19 protein-coding genes are annotated in these 14,176 nt (G+C 64.1%); 7 read left to right on the forward strand and 12 right to left on the reverse strand.

All coding sequences use genetic code 11. The annotated features are described in order from the left end of the window. Window positions 1–40 precede the first annotated feature (40 nt). On the forward strand, window positions 41–301 hold the full coding sequence (locus tag QQ977_RS14175) for a hypothetical protein (RefSeq protein ID WP_285926423.1): 261 nt from the start codon (window positions 41–43) through the stop codon (window positions 299–301). Window positions 302–459: 158 nt separating this feature from the next. Beyond that, window positions 460–1,053 carry a protoglobin domain-containing protein gene (locus QQ977_RS14180; RefSeq protein ID WP_285926424.1) on the forward strand — a complete coding sequence of 198 codons (594 nt, stop codon included), beginning with the start codon at window positions 460–462 and terminating at the stop codon, window positions 1,051–1,053. A gap of 35 nt (window positions 1,054–1,088) precedes the next feature. Here QQ977_RS14180 and QQ977_RS14185 read toward each other — a convergent pair whose 3' ends face one another. Continuing rightward, a complete protein-coding gene (locus QQ977_RS14185; RefSeq protein ID WP_285926425.1) occupies window positions 1,089–2,375 on the reverse strand; it encodes a tRNA(Ile)(2)-agmatinylcytidine synthase in 1,287 nt (428 codons plus the stop codon). Window positions 2,376–2,538: 163 nt separating this feature from the next. On the opposite strand from QQ977_RS14185, the gene QQ977_RS14190 reads away from it, so the two are divergent. Next, complete coding sequence (locus QQ977_RS14190; RefSeq protein WP_285926426.1) at window positions 2,539–3,507, forward strand: transcriptional regulator; 969 nt, start codon at window positions 2,539–2,541, stop codon at window positions 3,505–3,507. Between the two features lie 50 nt (window positions 3,508–3,557). Continuing rightward, a protein-coding gene (locus tag QQ977_RS14195; protein ID WP_285926427.1) for an IS630 family transposase occupies window positions 3,558–4,558 on the forward strand; the annotation gives its coding sequence in 2 pieces (ribosomal slippage) (window positions 3,558–4,050 and window positions 4,050–4,558; 1,002 coding nt in all). A gap of 39 nt (window positions 4,559–4,597) precedes the next feature. Here QQ977_RS14195 and QQ977_RS14200 read toward each other — a convergent pair. The 3 genes from QQ977_RS14200 to QQ977_RS14210 all read right to left on the reverse strand — a co-directional run bounded on the left by QQ977_RS14200 (window position 4,598) and on the right by QQ977_RS14210 (window position 7,153). After that, complete coding sequence (locus tag QQ977_RS14200) at window positions 4,598–4,858, reverse strand: glutathione S-transferase N-terminal domain-containing protein (RefSeq protein WP_285926428.1); 261 nt, start codon at window positions 4,856–4,858, stop codon at window positions 4,598–4,600. Window positions 4,859–4,927: 69 nt separating this feature from the next. After that, window positions 4,928–5,602, reverse strand: coding sequence for a helix-turn-helix domain-containing protein (locus tag QQ977_RS14205; protein WP_285926429.1), 675 nt, complete (start codon window positions 5,600–5,602; stop codon window positions 4,928–4,930). A 306-nt stretch (window positions 5,603–5,908) separates the two neighbouring features. Further along, entirely contained in the window at window positions 5,909–7,153 is a 1,245-nt protein-coding gene (locus tag QQ977_RS14210; protein WP_285926430.1) for an HAD family hydrolase, read from the reverse strand. 83 nt (window positions 7,154–7,236) lie between these two features. Between QQ977_RS14210 and QQ977_RS14215 the strand changes: the two genes are divergently transcribed. Continuing rightward, window positions 7,237–7,572, forward strand: a complete 336-nt coding sequence (locus QQ977_RS14215; protein ID WP_285926431.1) for a hypothetical protein — start codon at window positions 7,237–7,239, stop codon at window positions 7,570–7,572. Between the two features lie 95 nt (window positions 7,573–7,667). After that, on the forward strand, window positions 7,668–8,687 hold the full coding sequence (locus QQ977_RS14220; protein ID WP_285926432.1) for a phosphoribosylaminoimidazolesuccinocarboxamide synthase: 1,020 nt from the start codon (window positions 7,668–7,670) through the stop codon (window positions 8,685–8,687). A gap of 15 nt (window positions 8,688–8,702) precedes the next feature. Here the strand turns inward: QQ977_RS14220 and QQ977_RS14225 are convergent, their stop codons facing one another. Further along, window positions 8,703–8,924, reverse strand: coding sequence for a hypothetical protein (locus QQ977_RS14225; protein WP_285926433.1), 222 nt, complete (start codon window positions 8,922–8,924; stop codon window positions 8,703–8,705). Window positions 8,925–9,059: 135 nt separating this feature from the next. Between QQ977_RS14225 and QQ977_RS14230 the strand changes: the two genes are divergently transcribed. Then, the gene (locus QQ977_RS14230; RefSeq protein WP_285926434.1) at window positions 9,060–9,320 is read left to right on the forward strand and encodes a ubiquitin-like small modifier protein 1; all 261 of its coding nucleotides are present in this window, start codon (window positions 9,060–9,062) and stop codon (window positions 9,318–9,320) included. On the opposite strand, the gene QQ977_RS14235 is transcribed toward QQ977_RS14230, so the two are convergent. The 7 genes from QQ977_RS14235 to QQ977_RS14265 form a co-directional block, all read right to left on the reverse strand. Next, window positions 9,315–10,622, reverse strand: a complete 1,308-nt coding sequence (locus QQ977_RS14235; RefSeq protein ID WP_285926435.1) for an acetamidase/formamidase family protein — start codon at window positions 10,620–10,622, stop codon at window positions 9,315–9,317. The two genes, QQ977_RS14230 and QQ977_RS14235, sit on opposite strands and share 6 nt — an antisense overlap. Before the next feature lie 65 nt (window positions 10,623–10,687). Next, window positions 10,688–11,644 carry a formyltetrahydrofolate deformylase gene (locus tag QQ977_RS14240; RefSeq protein ID WP_285926436.1) on the reverse strand — a complete coding sequence of 319 codons (957 nt, stop codon included), beginning with the start codon at window positions 11,642–11,644 and terminating at the stop codon, window positions 10,688–10,690. A gap of 125 nt (window positions 11,645–11,769) precedes the next feature. Further along, window positions 11,770–12,081, reverse strand: a complete 312-nt coding sequence (locus tag QQ977_RS14245) for a hypothetical protein (protein ID WP_285926437.1) — start codon at window positions 12,079–12,081, stop codon at window positions 11,770–11,772. Between the two features lie 45 nt (window positions 12,082–12,126). Then, complete coding sequence (locus QQ977_RS14250; protein ID WP_285926438.1) at window positions 12,127–12,279, reverse strand: C2H2-type zinc finger protein; 153 nt, start codon at window positions 12,277–12,279, stop codon at window positions 12,127–12,129. A gap of 111 nt (window positions 12,280–12,390) precedes the next feature. Beyond that, a complete protein-coding gene (locus tag QQ977_RS14255) occupies window positions 12,391–12,648 on the reverse strand; it encodes a hypothetical protein (protein WP_285926439.1) in 258 nt (85 codons plus the stop codon). A 14-nt stretch (window positions 12,649–12,662) separates the two neighbouring features. Next, the gene (locus QQ977_RS14260; protein ID WP_285926440.1) at window positions 12,663–12,869 is read right to left on the reverse strand and encodes a DUF7511 domain-containing protein; all 207 of its coding nucleotides are present in this window, start codon (window positions 12,867–12,869) and stop codon (window positions 12,663–12,665) included. 2 nt (window positions 12,870–12,871) lie between these two features. Further along, window positions 12,872–14,140, reverse strand: a complete 1,269-nt coding sequence (locus QQ977_RS14265; RefSeq protein ID WP_285926441.1) for a GTP-binding protein — start codon at window positions 14,138–14,140, stop codon at window positions 12,872–12,874. Window positions 14,141–14,176 lie beyond the last annotated feature (36 nt).

Below are 14,176 nucleotides of genomic sequence, written 5' to 3' on the forward strand. Positions count from 1 at the left end.
GCATAACAATGCCGACGGACGGTCACGGGTCGAACGGATCATGGATCGGCGGAATACGAGCCAGTCGGAGTCGACACGGACGGGAACGATCGCGACCGTCGAACTACCCGCGACGTTGCTCGAGCGCGTCGAGGCCCGCGTGCCGAGAAGCGAGTTCGACACGACCGAGGAGTACGTCGCGTTCGTTCTGGAGGAGGTGCTCGCACGCGTCGAAGACGAAACCGACGGCGGGGGCGATTACGACGCCGTCGATCAGGACGAAGTCGAAACGCGGCTCAAGTCGCTCGGCTATCTAGATTGAGCCCTCCGATAGCGTCGGCGAAACCACGACCAGTCTGTGGGTTCGTCGGTAACTCGTTACCACAGACCGTATCAGTCGCCGGCCGAAGATTTCGGCTTCGCTGATTCGAGGTAACTGTTATGCTACCACACACTGTGTGTGGCGAGCGGGGATCACCCATGAGTGACGAGCAGATACCTGGCTACACACTGGGCGACGACGACGTCCCGGAGGCTCCGATCGATCGGGCGGCGTTCGACCGACTCCAGCAGTCCGTGATGTTCACCGACGACGACGAGGAGTACCTGCAGATGGCCGGCGACGTCCTCGAGCCCCAGATAGACGACATACTCGAGGTCTGGTACGGGTTCGTCGGTGACCACGACTTCCTGCTCGAGTACTTCGCCGACGCCGACTCGGGCGAGCCGATCGAGGAGTACCTCGACCGCGTGCGAGAACGGTTCGGACAGTGGATCCGTGACACCTGTGACACGCCCTACGACGACGACTGGCTCGATTATCAGTTCGAGATCGGCCGTCGTCACCATCGGATGGGAAAGAACGAGGCCGACGACGTGGACGCCGTCGAGCACATCCACATGCGATACCTCGTGGGGTTCATCTACCCCATCACCGCGACGATCCGGGACTTCCTCGAGAACAGCGACCACTCGGCGGAGGAAGTCGAGAAGATGTATCACGCGTGGTTCAAGTCGGTGACGTTGCAGGTGACGCTGTGGACCTATCCGTACGTTCCGGACGAAGACTGGTAATCCGACGACGGTTGCGACCGAGCGGCCGATGTCGATTACCGCTCCGGATGCGTCGGTGCGTCGAATCCGCCACGGACCAGCGGCTTCGCGATGTGACGACGAGCACACGGCGGCACCTCGTACCACCCTTCCTCGAGGTCACGCTCGAGGGCGACCTCGTCCTTCCCGGCCGCGCTCGTCCCACAATCCCGACACCGATAGCCCTGGTTCCGGCCGGCACTTTCCATCGTCCGGCCACAGTCCGGACAGCTCGGGGTGACCCGTTCGGTCCGGACGCGTTCGCGGACGGCGACTTTCTCGAGTTTGCACGTTCCCCGTGACACCTCGCCACAGGCGGTGATCCGGTCGCCGACCTGCAACGCGCGAACGCGGTCTCGAAACCGCTTCGTGGGCTCGAAGGCGGCACACTCGAGACGATCGCTGTCGTCCGTCGCATCGTCCCCGCCCTCGAGGTCGGCTGCGAGCGAGAAGAAGACGTGTCCGCCCCGACGGGTCTCCGGCTCCGAGGCGACCACCCCGTCGACGCGGTAGGCGCGGCCGTCCTCTACGTCGCCGAGAGATCCGTTCCGGAGGTGACCGTCGGTTCCCTGGTTGGTACAAAACAGCTGGCGGCGCTCGATCGGCTCGCTCTCGATGCGGCGGGCGACCTCACGGACGGCGTCTGGGTCGTCGCCGCGGATACCGTGGAGGATCGGACCGGGCGTGTGCGGAACGCAGACGGGGTCGTTCTCGCCGCGGTCGACGGTGTCCCAGACCACGGGGTAGCCCCAGTCGGCGGCGGCGAACACGCTCTCGCCGTCGACGTCCCGGGGGCTGCCCCAGCGATCCGGCTCGCGATAGGAGAGACACTCGTAAGTCCAGTCCTCGAACGCCCGCCAGGCACCGATCGCGGCCAGCGCGCCGATCCGACCGCGACCGTCGCCCGCGTACCACGTCCGGTAGCTGTGGCGTTCGATCAGGGTCGTCGCGTCGTCGATCTCGAGGTGGTCGCGGACGGCCGTTCCGGCGAACTCGCGGACGTCGTCGGGAACGTCACCTGGATCGTGCCCGGCGACGACCAGCCCCGGATTCGTCCTGTCGTCTGTGATCTCGGCGAGTTCTTCGAGTTCCTCACGGGCGATCGAGACCGCCCGTTCGGGGTCGCAGTCGGCGTGGATCGCGAGCGCGGCGTTGCCCCGCGTCTTGTACGGGACGGCGGGGTTGAGCCGGACGAGCAGCAGTCGCTCGACGTCGGGGAGGCGGTCGGCGATCCGCACGGCGACGTAGGTCGTACACATCCCACGTTCCCGGGAGTCGGTGTCGTCGAGAGCGACGACGGTCATTGCCCGACGTTGTCGGGCGAGCGGGTAACGCCTTTCGGGTCCGTTCCGTCACCGGATTTCGTGAACTAGTATATAAGCGTACCTCGAGCGAGAACCCGAACCGCCAGACGGCGGCTGTTCCGGCAGGGAAAAGTTATTATACGAGGAATCGCTATCTCACGCTATGTCCCGGTCCGCACTGGTCGGCAACGTCACCGCGATGCTCGAGGATGCGGGCTTTACGGTGAGCGACCGGTGTGCGATTCGTCCGAAGAGTTTCGACGTCGCAGCCCGTCGTGGCAAGGACCTCGTGCTCGTGAAGATTCTCGGAAACATCGACGCGTTCAACGAGGCGACCGGTCACGAGATGCGCCGGCTCGGTACCTACCTCGAGGCGACGCCGCTCGTGATCGGGCTGCGAAGCCGCGACGAGGACCTGAAACCCGACGTGGTGTACTTCCGTCACGGCGTCCCGGTCTTGAGCCCCGACACCGCGTACAACCTGTTCGTCGAGGAGGTGCCGCCGCTTATCTATGCCGCACCCGGTGGCCTGTACGTCAACATCGACGGCGACTTACTCTCCGACGAGCGTGAACAGCGCGACTGGAGTCTCGGTCAACTCGCGAACGAACTCGGCGTCTCCAGACGGACGGTCTCGAAGTACGAAGACGGGATGAACGCCTCCATCGAGGTTGCGATGGCGCTTGAGGAGCTGTTCGACGCACCACTGACCAACCCCGTCGACGTCCTCGAAGGGGCCGAGGACGTCCACGAAACCGATTCGACCCCCGACGACCCCGAGGCCGACCCCGACGACGAGGAGGTCGTCGCCGTCTTGACCCGGGCCGGCTTCCGGGTCCATCCGACGGTTCGATCGCCGTTCAAGGCCGTCAGCAGGGAGGAAGACGACGGGAACGACGTCGTCCTCACCGGTCACTCGGAGTTTACCAAAGCCGCCGAGAAACGTGCCCGGATCATGAGTTCGATCGGTCACGTCGCCCGCACCCGCTCGGTCTACGTCGTCGACCGGGCTAGCCGCGAGTCCGTCGAGGGGACCGCCCTCGTCGAACGTGACGAACTCTCGACGTTCCACGACGCCGACGAACTTCGAAAGATCATCCGAGAACGCGCCGAACGCGAGGAAGCGGTCTGATTCTATAGTAACCGTTAGAATTTTCCGCCCATAGATTGTTGCTACTTCTAATGGATCATCTCGACGATATCTCCGTCGAAGAACTTCACGACGCACTCGACAACGTCGAGGGAAGGAAGCCGACACAACGGCTGTTAGCGGCAATTGCGTACAAAAACGGCGTTACGCAGACCGAACTAGCCGAGTGGCATAACACCGGCCGGCGAACAATCTATAGTTGGCTCAAGCGACTCGACACTGACGAGTCGCTTGAGCAGGCCGTTACTGATGCTCATCGGTCTGGAAGAAAGCGAAAACTCTCAGAAAAAGAGCAACAAGAGTTCGAAGAAACAGTCCACAGGTCTCCTGAAGAAGTTGGCTTTGACGCGCCGGCGTGGACGCCGGCGCTTGTCCAGCAGCATCTCGCCGAGACCTACGATGTCGAGTACTCAATCCCAAGCTGCCGGCGGTTGCTCAAAGAAGCGGGATTGAGCTTCCAAAAACCACGCCGTACAGCCGCCGAATCAGATGCTGAGGACCAAGAAACGTTCCGCGAGGAACTCAAAAAAAGCGGCGGGAAATGGACGCCACAGTAGTCTGTATCGATCAAACCAAGAAATCCGTCCAAGTTGAGCCGCGTGCCGCGTGGTTTCCTCGCGGCACGCGACCGTCTGTTGAATTGTCCGGACAACGCGACTGGACGTGTCTCTTAGGCGCGATCACCGAGGACGGTGATCGCTTTTTCTCTCGATTTGAAGAGTACGTTACCGCCGATCACGCAAAACATTTCATTCTTGCGTTATGCCAAGAGTTCGAAGATGACTTGATTATTGTGTTGGATGGAGCGCCATATTTTCGGGCGTCGGCCGTCACGGACCTGGCGGCCCGTGACGACCTCGCCTTCGTGACGTTGCCAGCGTATTCACCTGAGCTAAATCCGGTCGAAGAGTGCTGGAGACAACTCCAAGCAGCACTCAGCAATCGCTTCTTTGACTCACTCAACGAGCTCACAACAGCGATTGATACCGCTATTGATCAACTCTCGCTTCCAGAAGTGAGCAATTACTTCTAACGCCTACTATAGCTCCCGGTCCGACCGCCCGAGTCGGGTTCAGCGTTCGTTTCTGGAGCCGTAGGTCTCCTCGAGGTAAGCGACGATGTCGTCGCTTTCGGCCATCCCTTCGACGCCGTGGGCCTCGTCGACGATGACGGGGACGCCGGTCTGGCCGCTCACCGACTCGACCTCGGTACGCTGGGCGTGACTCCGTGGGACTTCGACAACGTCGTACTCCAGGTCGAGGTCGTCGAGCGTTCGTTTCACTTTCAGACAGAACGGACAGCCCGGAAGGTCATACAGCGTGATGTCGGTCATGACGGTTCGTACGCCGCGGCCGCCCCAAGAGTGCTCCGATAGATCGACGACGGCAGGCGAGAACGACGATCAATCGGATACTGCTTCCGCCGTCGATTCGTCTACCTGTTCGCTGGCGAGAACCTTGTTCGCCCGCCGGAGCCGTTCGGACAGCGCCTGGTGGGAGATGTCGAGTTCGGCCGCGAGGTCCTCGAGCGAGATGCGTCGGGGAACGTCGTAGTAGCCGTGACGGTACGCCTCCGTGATCGCTTCCTCCTGTGCTTCGGTCAGGGCGGCGGTCACCTCGAGGTCGGCGTCACGGCCCGCTTCGACCATCCGCTTGACGTCGATCCTGACGCCTCGATCCTCGAACTCGCCGATGGCGTCTGAGAGTGAGTCCCGGTCGGGGAACAACAGCCGGAGCGTCCAGCGACCCGTCGAACCGTGGGCGTCGAGGATCGTCCCGCCGTGGTCGAAGATCACACGACAGCGGTCGGCGACGGCGTCCGCGTACTCCAGCCGGTAGAGGAACGTTCCCTCCTCGTCGGCGAGCAGATGCATGAACGCATCGACCGACGGGTCGGACGCCAGCGTGTCCTCGAGGTCGTCGCGGTCGACGCCGCCGACCCAGACGAGTGGCATGGCCTGGGACGATTGCTCGCCGACGACGCTCTCGACGCGGATCTCGAGTCCCGACAGCGCATCGAACGTCTCCTCGAGTGCGACGTTCGCCGCCGAGACGGTGATTTCGGTGACCGTCGTCATCCGGACTCACCTCCCGATACGACGGGAGTCGGTTCGCGAGCGATCCGGCTCTCGATCGTGGCGAATAGGGGTGACTGGATCATGGTATCAGTTCAGTTCGATAGGCCACCGGATCGACTGCCAGGGCGTCGCGAAAAATCATCGCCCCGTCGTTCGTCGGCGTGTGCTGTACTACCGTACAGTCCTGACGCCGTTGACCTGCGGGCTTGTGTACTCCAGCGGTTTAAACCGGCCGCACGAGGGCGACGCGGTAACTCGGTGCGCTCGAGCGCTCCGGGGATAGATCGGCCGTCCGAAACGATGTCCCTACCCGAGCCGTGCGAGTCGGTTGAGCGCGTAGACCGTCCGCAACACGTCGACGCTTTTCCCGCGATCGAAGACGAGCTCGTCGGTGTGAAGGACGTGATCCAGCGTCTCCCGGGAGGCGTGTTCCGGCGCGGCGGCGATGCCGGCGTCGTGCTCGTCGGCCCACCGCATCACGCGCAGGTCGCTTTTCGAGTCGCCCATCACGAGCGCGAACGGATCCTCGACGCCCAACACCTCGAGTGCTCGCTCGACGCCGACGACCTTGTTCAGCTCGAGGCTGCCGATCTCGGCGGCGTCGGCCTCGTAGTAAGCGACGTCGATCCGCTCGAGGACGTCGGCGAGTTCGCCGGGGACGTCGGCGGGCGAGACGTCCGGGTGGACGCCTTCACCTTCCAGCACGCTCCGGATCTCGGGATCCTGATCGGCGTAGAAGGTGCGGGTCCACGCGCTCGCGTCGTCGACGTCGACGTCGGTCACGCCGACGACGGCGTCGGCGAGCAACTCGAGTACGTAGACGAGCGCCTCGTCGATGATCTCGCGCGCCCGACTCGAGCCGGTTTCGAAGTTCGGCTTCAGGGTGACGTTGAACTCGTTGCCCTGCAGGTGACAGCCGCGCCGGATATCTTCGGGAGCTTCGGGCAGAACCCGGGATCGAACCGTATCGAAGACGTCGCGGATCTCGGTCGCCAGCTCTTCGTAGAGGAGCTGTTTCGTGTCCGCGCCGTGGCCCGGCGTGAACACACCCGTCCCGGCCTCGTAGACGATCGACAGCTTCCCGGAGTGGACGATCTCGCTGCCCAGTCCCTGGATCGCAAATCCCTTGACGTTCTCCAGGGTCTGGCCGGTACAGATGACGATCGGGACGCCAGCCTCGTGAAATTCGGTGAGCACGTGCAGCGTCTCCCGGGGAATCTCGTTGTCGGTGCCACCCGCCGAACGGAGCGTCTCGTCGACGTCCAACACGAGAACGTTCACCGCCCGGCCGTACTTCGACTCGAGGTCGAGCGCGGTAAACGCCTGATCGCGAGTGGCGCGTGCGGCGACCTCCGCGAGCGTCTCGCCCGTCGCGAACTCGCCTCTGATCTCGTCTTTGCGTCGCTCGAGTTCTTCGTTTGCGCTCTGCCAGTGCTCTAATGCGACTCGGGAGTCGACGGCCGGAAAGAGGTCGACGAACTCCTGGTACTCCCGAACCGTCTTCGTATCGAACTCGTCGTAGAGTCTGTAGACGAGGTCGTACCGTTCCATGAGACGAACACCACTGGGCAACACGTTAACGGTTGTTGTGTCGCGGGACAATAGCTAAGGATGCGCCTCGAGACGACCCACGTATGGGAGACGACGATTCGGCGACGCACCCTGTCGACGCCCCCGACGTCCCCGACGAGGATCCGACCGATTCGATCGACCTCGAACTGACCGACCGGGCGACCGTCGGCGTGAGTCGCGGCGAGACGGGCCAGGAGATCGGCCCGCCGCGGGAGTACCCGGATCGCGTCGACGTCTCGGTCCGACCGGACGAGGACACCCGTCTCGTGATGACCGTCGACGTGATGGCCGGCGATCACGCACGCGGGTACGTCGACGTCGACCTCACGCTCGAGGAAGCACGCGAACTCGGCGACGTCCTAGACGAGACGGTCCGGTGGATGGAAGCGGAGGAGTGACTGTGAGTCCGACCGAATACTGAAACCTTCTTGACCGACCGCACCGGCAATAGGGATATGGAACGCGGCGGCCGCACCGACCCGGGGTGGTGTCGATGACGAGTGTCAAGGAGTTTCGCATCGAGGAGGAGGCGACGGCCGACGCCCTCGGCCGGGGATCGTTCGTGTTCACCGACGCTTACTCGGTGTTCGACTGGGGGAAGATGCCCGATACGATCCCCCAGAAAGGCGAGAGTCTCTGTACCATGGGCGCGTTCAACTTCGAGCTGCTCGAGGACGCTGACGTCCCCACTCACTACCGCGGTGTTGTCGACGACGGCGAGGTCGTCGCACTCGAGGAGGCGACCAGCCCGCCCTGGGAGATGGCGATCGATCTCACCCGGGTTCCCGAGCTGCCACACGAGGGCCGGGAGTACGACTACGATTCCTACCACGCCGACGCGGGAGAGAACTACCTCGTCCCCCTCGAGATCGTCTTTCGCAACCGTGTCCCCGTGGGCTCGAGTCTGCGTCGTCGATCCGAGCCCGCCGACCACGGCCTCGCGTTCGAGGAGTGGCCCGAGGAGGCCGTCGACCTCGCGGAGCCGATCGTCGAGTTCTCGACGAAGTACGAGGAGAGCGACCGCTACCTCGACCGCGAGGAGGCAGATTCCATCGCCGGCACGGCGAGCATCGACGACCTCGAGTCGGTCGCCCGCGAGGTAAACCAGATCGTCACCGACCAGGCCGAGTCGGCGGGGTTGGTCCACGAAGACGGCAAGATCGAGTGTCTGTACTACGATGGCGAGATCCAGGTCGCCGACGTCGTCGGCACGTTCGACGAGAACCGCTTCAGCTACGAGGGGACCCAGCTCTCGAAGGAGGTGCTTCGCCAGTACCACAAGCGCACCCAGCCCGAGTGGGTCGAGGCCGTCCAGGCGGCGAAAACGGAGGCGAAAGAACGCGACGTCGCAGACTGGAAGTCCCGCTGTGCGGTCGAGCCCGAACCGCTCGATGAGGGGGTCCTCAAGACGGCTCGAGGCATGTACTGCGCCGGGGCCAACGCCTACACCGGCATAGAGCTGTTCGACGCCCCGCCGCTTTCGAGTGCGATCGGTTCGGTCCGACGGCTGTAGACGGTAGGGCTTCGGTCACTCCTGTTCTTGCCCCTGGCTCTGGCCCTGTCCCCGCTCGAACGGCAACGGGTGACAGCTCGTCGACTCGATCGTGTGACCCGTCTCGACGAAGTGCTCGAGCGTTCGACGCGAGACGTCCTCGATACTGTCTGCATCGTCTAAGCTCACCGACCACCCGCACTCGAGACAGTATTTGCGTACGGATCGGTCTGCATCGGTTTCGTCGAACGGGCCCATACTACGAGTGAGCCCTTCCGTGCGGTTGACGCCACTGCATGAGTGTGCACGTCAGTGGGTAGGTTCGGTGTCACTCGTCTCGCGTCGAGACGGGACGATCGTTTTTCTACGCCGGAGCCGTGGAGTTGCGTACGCATGGATATCACGGTCTACGGCCCGCTGCGAAGCGCGACCGGCGAGAAGACCGTCTCTCTCGCGTTCGAGGGCGAGACCGTCGCCGACGCGATCGAGGCGTTCGTCGACGTCTACCCGCGTGCGCGGTCTCAGCTTTACGACGGCGACGAGTTGCGACCGAGCGTTCGGGTCGCTCTCGAGGGCGAACGTGTCGACCTCGAGACGCCCTGTCCCGAAAACGCCGAGCTAGCGCTGTTTCCGGCCGTCCAGGGCGGATTATAGGTTGTACTGTTCGGCCACGAGGTGGGCGATGCCACGCTCTTCGAGGACGTCCATCGGCGCGAGCACGTCGAGCTGGACGACGCCGGGGAGTCGGCCGATCTGGACGCCGCCGGTGAACGTACACCGCGCCCGGACCTCGCCTTCGCTCATCTCGAGTAACGCGCCTGCACGCTCGAAGGCGTTGTCGGTCGCGTCGTTTATCGTCGCGCCGGTACCGATGACCTGGATTGGACCCATCTCTTCTTCGAGGCCCACGTCGTGGACGTCGGCGAGTTCCCGGCCGGTCTCGAGTTCGTCGTCGCTGTAGGGGGCGCTGATGTGTGGCAGGTCCGCCTCGTTGGGCAGGAGGATCGGACCGTCGAGCTCCAGGCCCTCGATCACCTCGACGTCCATCTCGACGGTGCCGCTGACGTCGGTCGTGTGCAGGGCGAGTTCGCCGTCGCCCTGGTTGGCGTGGAGGTCGCCGACGTAGACGCCTGCACCGTCGACTTTGACGGGACAGAGCAGCGTCGCGCCCGCGCGGACCTCCGAGACGTCCATGTGGCCGTCGGTGCGCTGTGCGAGTTCGTCCTCGTCCGCGAGCCCCCAGTCGTGTTCCGCGCCGATGAGGAACTGGCCGAAGTCGCCAGCGTTGTGGGAGTCGGGCAGCTCGACCGGCGGCGTCGTGCCGACGTTTCCGATGAACGGGCGGAGTCGACCGAGGGTGCCCGGCATCTCGTCGGGTTCGTAGAGGACGATGGGGTGCTGACGGGAGTTCTCGGGGATGTCCATCACCTCCTCGGCGTCTGTCGCGAGCTCGTGGGCGGCTTCGTCGTCCATCGTGAGGCCGACGGTGTGATCGTCGTCGAAAGCGACGGTGAAGCCGTACTCGAAGCCGAAGGAGGAGGCGTTCGCGCCGCAGTCGGCACACCGGATCGCGTCTTCGCCAGTGCCCTCGACGACCGAGTCGGGCCACTCGGTGCCACACTCCGGACAGCGGTGGTCGACGAACGGGTCGTCGCCGAAGGCCTCCTCGCGTTCGGCCATCGTCCCCGTACTCGTCGCCATGCTCGTTACCTCGACCTCCCGGATCCGCAACGCGACCGCGTCACCGACCTCGGCGTTCTCGACGCGGATCGGTCGGGTCACCTCGTGGCCGCCGCGAAACTCCGGCGTGATCATCGGCCCCCAACACGCCGGCGGCGTGTACGTGGTGATCGTCCCGCCGTCGGCGACGGTGCCGGCCCACTCCTGGTCGGGACCGACGAGCCCGAGCGTGTACTGGTCGACGAAGAGCTCTTGCTCTATTTCTTGTTGTGACATACCATACCAACGTACGTCACCACCGACTATAAAGCGTGCTGGCGGGCATCCTCGAGCGGACAGAATCAGTCGTCGTCCGCTCTCGCCACGACGTCCCCAATGCCGTCGACCGGCCGATCCGGCGTCATCTCGTCGACCTCGTCGGGCAGGCCGAGCTGGTACTTCGTGCCGTTTTCCCGGACTGTCGTCCGACCCCGATGGACCGAGACGTCGCCGTTCAAGTGCAGACGAACGGCCTCGAGCAGGGCAGTGGCCTCGAGTGGCTGGCCGCGGCGTTTCATCTCTGCTAGGTCGGCGTCGTCGGGGACGTCGAAGGCGCGCTGGGTGATGATCGGACCCTGATCTAAGTCCGTGGTGACGTAGTGGGCGGTGACGCCGGCGACGCGAACCCCCTCCTCTAGGGCCTGCCGGTAGGCTTCCGCGCCGGGGAAGGCGGGTAACAGGGAGGGGTGGACGTTGATGATGCGATCCTCGTAGCGAAAGACCACGTTCGGGCTCAAAATACGCATGTACCGTGCGAGCACGATCAGGTCGACCTCGTACTCGCCGAGCAAATCGAGCAACTCGTCCTCGTCGGGAAGGCCGTTCTCGTCGCCGACGTCGTGGAAGGGAACGTCGTAGTGTTCGGCAAGCGGCTGGAGGTCGTCGTGGTTTCCGATGACGACGCCGATGTCCGCGCCGAGGTCGTCGTTGGTCCAGGCCTCGAACAACGCCTCGAGGCAGTGGCTCTCTTTCGTGACGAGGACGGCGATCTGCTGGTGGTCGCGGTCGGCCGGAAACCGGACCTGGACGTCGAGTCCGAGGTCGTCGCCGAGGTCGTGGAGGTCGGCACGTAGCTTTCCTTCGGTACAGACCATCTCGGCGGTGTCGACGGCGAGATACATCCGGAAGACGCCGTCGCGGACCGCCTGGTCGAGATCTTCGATGTTGATTCCGCGCTCGAAGAGGAGGCTCGTCACCTGGGCGATCAGTCCGGTGTCGTCGTCTCCAATGACCGTGATCTCGGTGAGATCGGTCGTCATCGACACCACCTCCGCTCGAGCGACGTTCGGGGCATCACTCGCCTCTCAAGCCGGGGTCGGCTAAAAGCCCTGCTATCTCCGTCTCCGGTCGTCGCTCGCTCGTGCTGACGCGTACGTACTCATCATCACTCACTGACCGCCGGCTCCGCGACCGTCATCGTCGCCTCGTACGTCTCGAGGCCGACCCGCTCGACCTCTTCGATCGTCACCGCGTCGGCTGAAACGCCGTGTTCGTCGAGTTCATAGCGCAAGTCGTCGACGTAGTCGTCACGACAGCAGGTCGTACAGAACGGTCCCTCGAACTCGACTCGGAACCGACGGCCCGAGCGCTCGAGGACGGTCGCACGTGCCATCGGCTCCCGGTACCGGTTGTACGTCTCGACGGCGTCGCGCAGGCGTTGCTCGAGCACGTCGCCGACTACGATCTCGAGAACCAAATCCCCCTCGGCGGGGTCGGTCGTACTGCTGGCTGTGAGTCGGTATCAGTGCTCGGCGTGGACGTGCTCACGGAGCGACTTCGTGTCGTCGAAGTTCTCGTCACAGACCGCACAGGTGTCGTGGTGCAACGCGACGTGCTGGGTGACGCCGGCTGCCGAACTGAACTGCTCGTCACAGGTGGAACAGGTGTACGCCATGTCGTTCACAACTCAAACGGTTTCACGTAAAAAGCCTTGCTAGGAAAATTGGGGCTTCTCCTCGTACAAGTTATTAACTGGCCGTCGAGTTCTGGTAGATGCGAGAGCCGACTACTCGAGTTCGTCGGCTCGACGGCGAAGGGAGGGCTCGAGTGCCGTCTCCCCGGCCAGGTCGGCGAGGGCGTCGCTCGCATTACAGTCACCGAGTGCGTCGAGAGCGTACCGGCGAAACTCCCCGTGGAGGCCGCCCGTTCGGACGAGCACCTCGAGGCTCGTGCGATCGCCCTCGCCTGCGAGTCGGTCGATGGCCGCGTATCGTTTCTCCCGCCGTACGTTCGATCGAACCGCAGTCTGGAATACCTTCGACATGTCTTGGATAGGGATTAGCGGGCGTCCTCGAGGTCGACGAACGATCCCTCTTTGGCGGAGAGCCAGGTCGTTCGCAACGGCGTCGTCCCGCCGCCGTCGTAGATCGTACAGACGTCGGGCTCGTCGTCGTAACGTTTGACGACGGCAGTGCAGGCGATCGGCGTCCGATCGGCCGCCGGCGTCGCGTCCTCGTCGTCGCCTCGTGGCTGTCGTTCGCTCACGCTCAGTCCGCGAGCCCGACCTCTTCTTGGGCGTCGGCGTCGGCGTTGTCTCCCTCCTCCTCGGCTTCCTCGTAGTCGAACGTCGGGAACCGGTCCTCGTAGGTCGACCAGTCCTCTTCGAGTTCGTCCGCGGTGAGCAGACAGGACTCGAGGTCGGCCCGGATCGCGTCGTGGTCCATCTCGGTCCCGATGACGACGAGCATGACGTTGCGGTCGCCGACCTCCTCGTCCCAGCTCGCCTCGAGTTCGGGGTTGGCCTCGAGCTGGGCCTGTTGCTCCTCGGGCGGGAGCGCAGCGACCCACGTGCCGCCGGGACCGACCCGGATCGACCTGCCGGCGACGTTGACCGTGAGCGCCTCGTCCCCGCGGCCGGCGATCCAGAAGTGTCCTTTCGCACGGACGACGGTCTCCGGGAACGAATCGAGGTAGTCGGCGAACCGTTCGGGATGGAACGGCCCACGGGCCTCGAAGACGACGGAGGTGACGCCGTGTTCCTCCTCGGCGGACTCGTGGGGCTCTTGCAGCTCCTGGATCCAGCCCGCCGACGTCCGGGCGTCCTCGAAGTCGAACCGGCCCGTGTCGACGAGCGCGTCGGGATCGACCGCGCCGTGTTCGGTCCGGACGATCTCCGCGCGGGGCTGGAGTGCCTCGAGCGTCTCCTCGATCTCGGCGAGCGTCTCCTCGTCGACGAGGTCACACTTGTTGAGCAAGAGGACGTCACAGAACTCGACCTGTTCGACCAGCAGGTCGCCGAGGTGTTTTTTCGTCCCGTCGTCGTCGAGGATCTCCTCGGATTCCATCGCCTCGTGGAACTGGTGGGCGTCGACGACGGTGACGGTCGTGTCGAGGTGACAGCGCTCGAGGGGTTCGATGCCGGTCTCCTCGTAGAACTCGGTGGGATCCAGGTCGGACTGGTCGAAGCCCATCGTCAGCGTCTGGGCGACCGGCAGCGGTTCGGCCACGCCCGTGGACTCGACGACCAGGGCGTCGAACTCCCGCTCGCTGGTGAGTGCGCCGACGGCGTCGAGCAAGTCGCCACGCAGCTCACAGCAGATACAGCCGTTCGAGAGCTCGACGAGCTCTTCTTCCTCCTCGGAGATGTCCGAGGACTCGGCGACGAGGTCGGCGTCGACGTTGACCTCGCCCATGTCGTTGACGAGCACCGCGAGGTCGCGCTCGTCGCTCTCACGGAGGACGTGGTTGAGCACGGTCGTCTTGCCGGCGCCGAGCGTGCCGCTGAGTACAGTGACGGGGATCGAGTCGTCGACCATGGTTAATAACATACTCTTTCAGCTAATAACTCTTGC

This window comes from Natrialbaceae archaeon AArc-T1-2, assembly GCF_030273315.1.
Taxonomy (GTDB): domain Archaea; phylum Halobacteriota; class Halobacteria; order Halobacteriales; family Natrialbaceae; genus Tc-Br11-E2g1.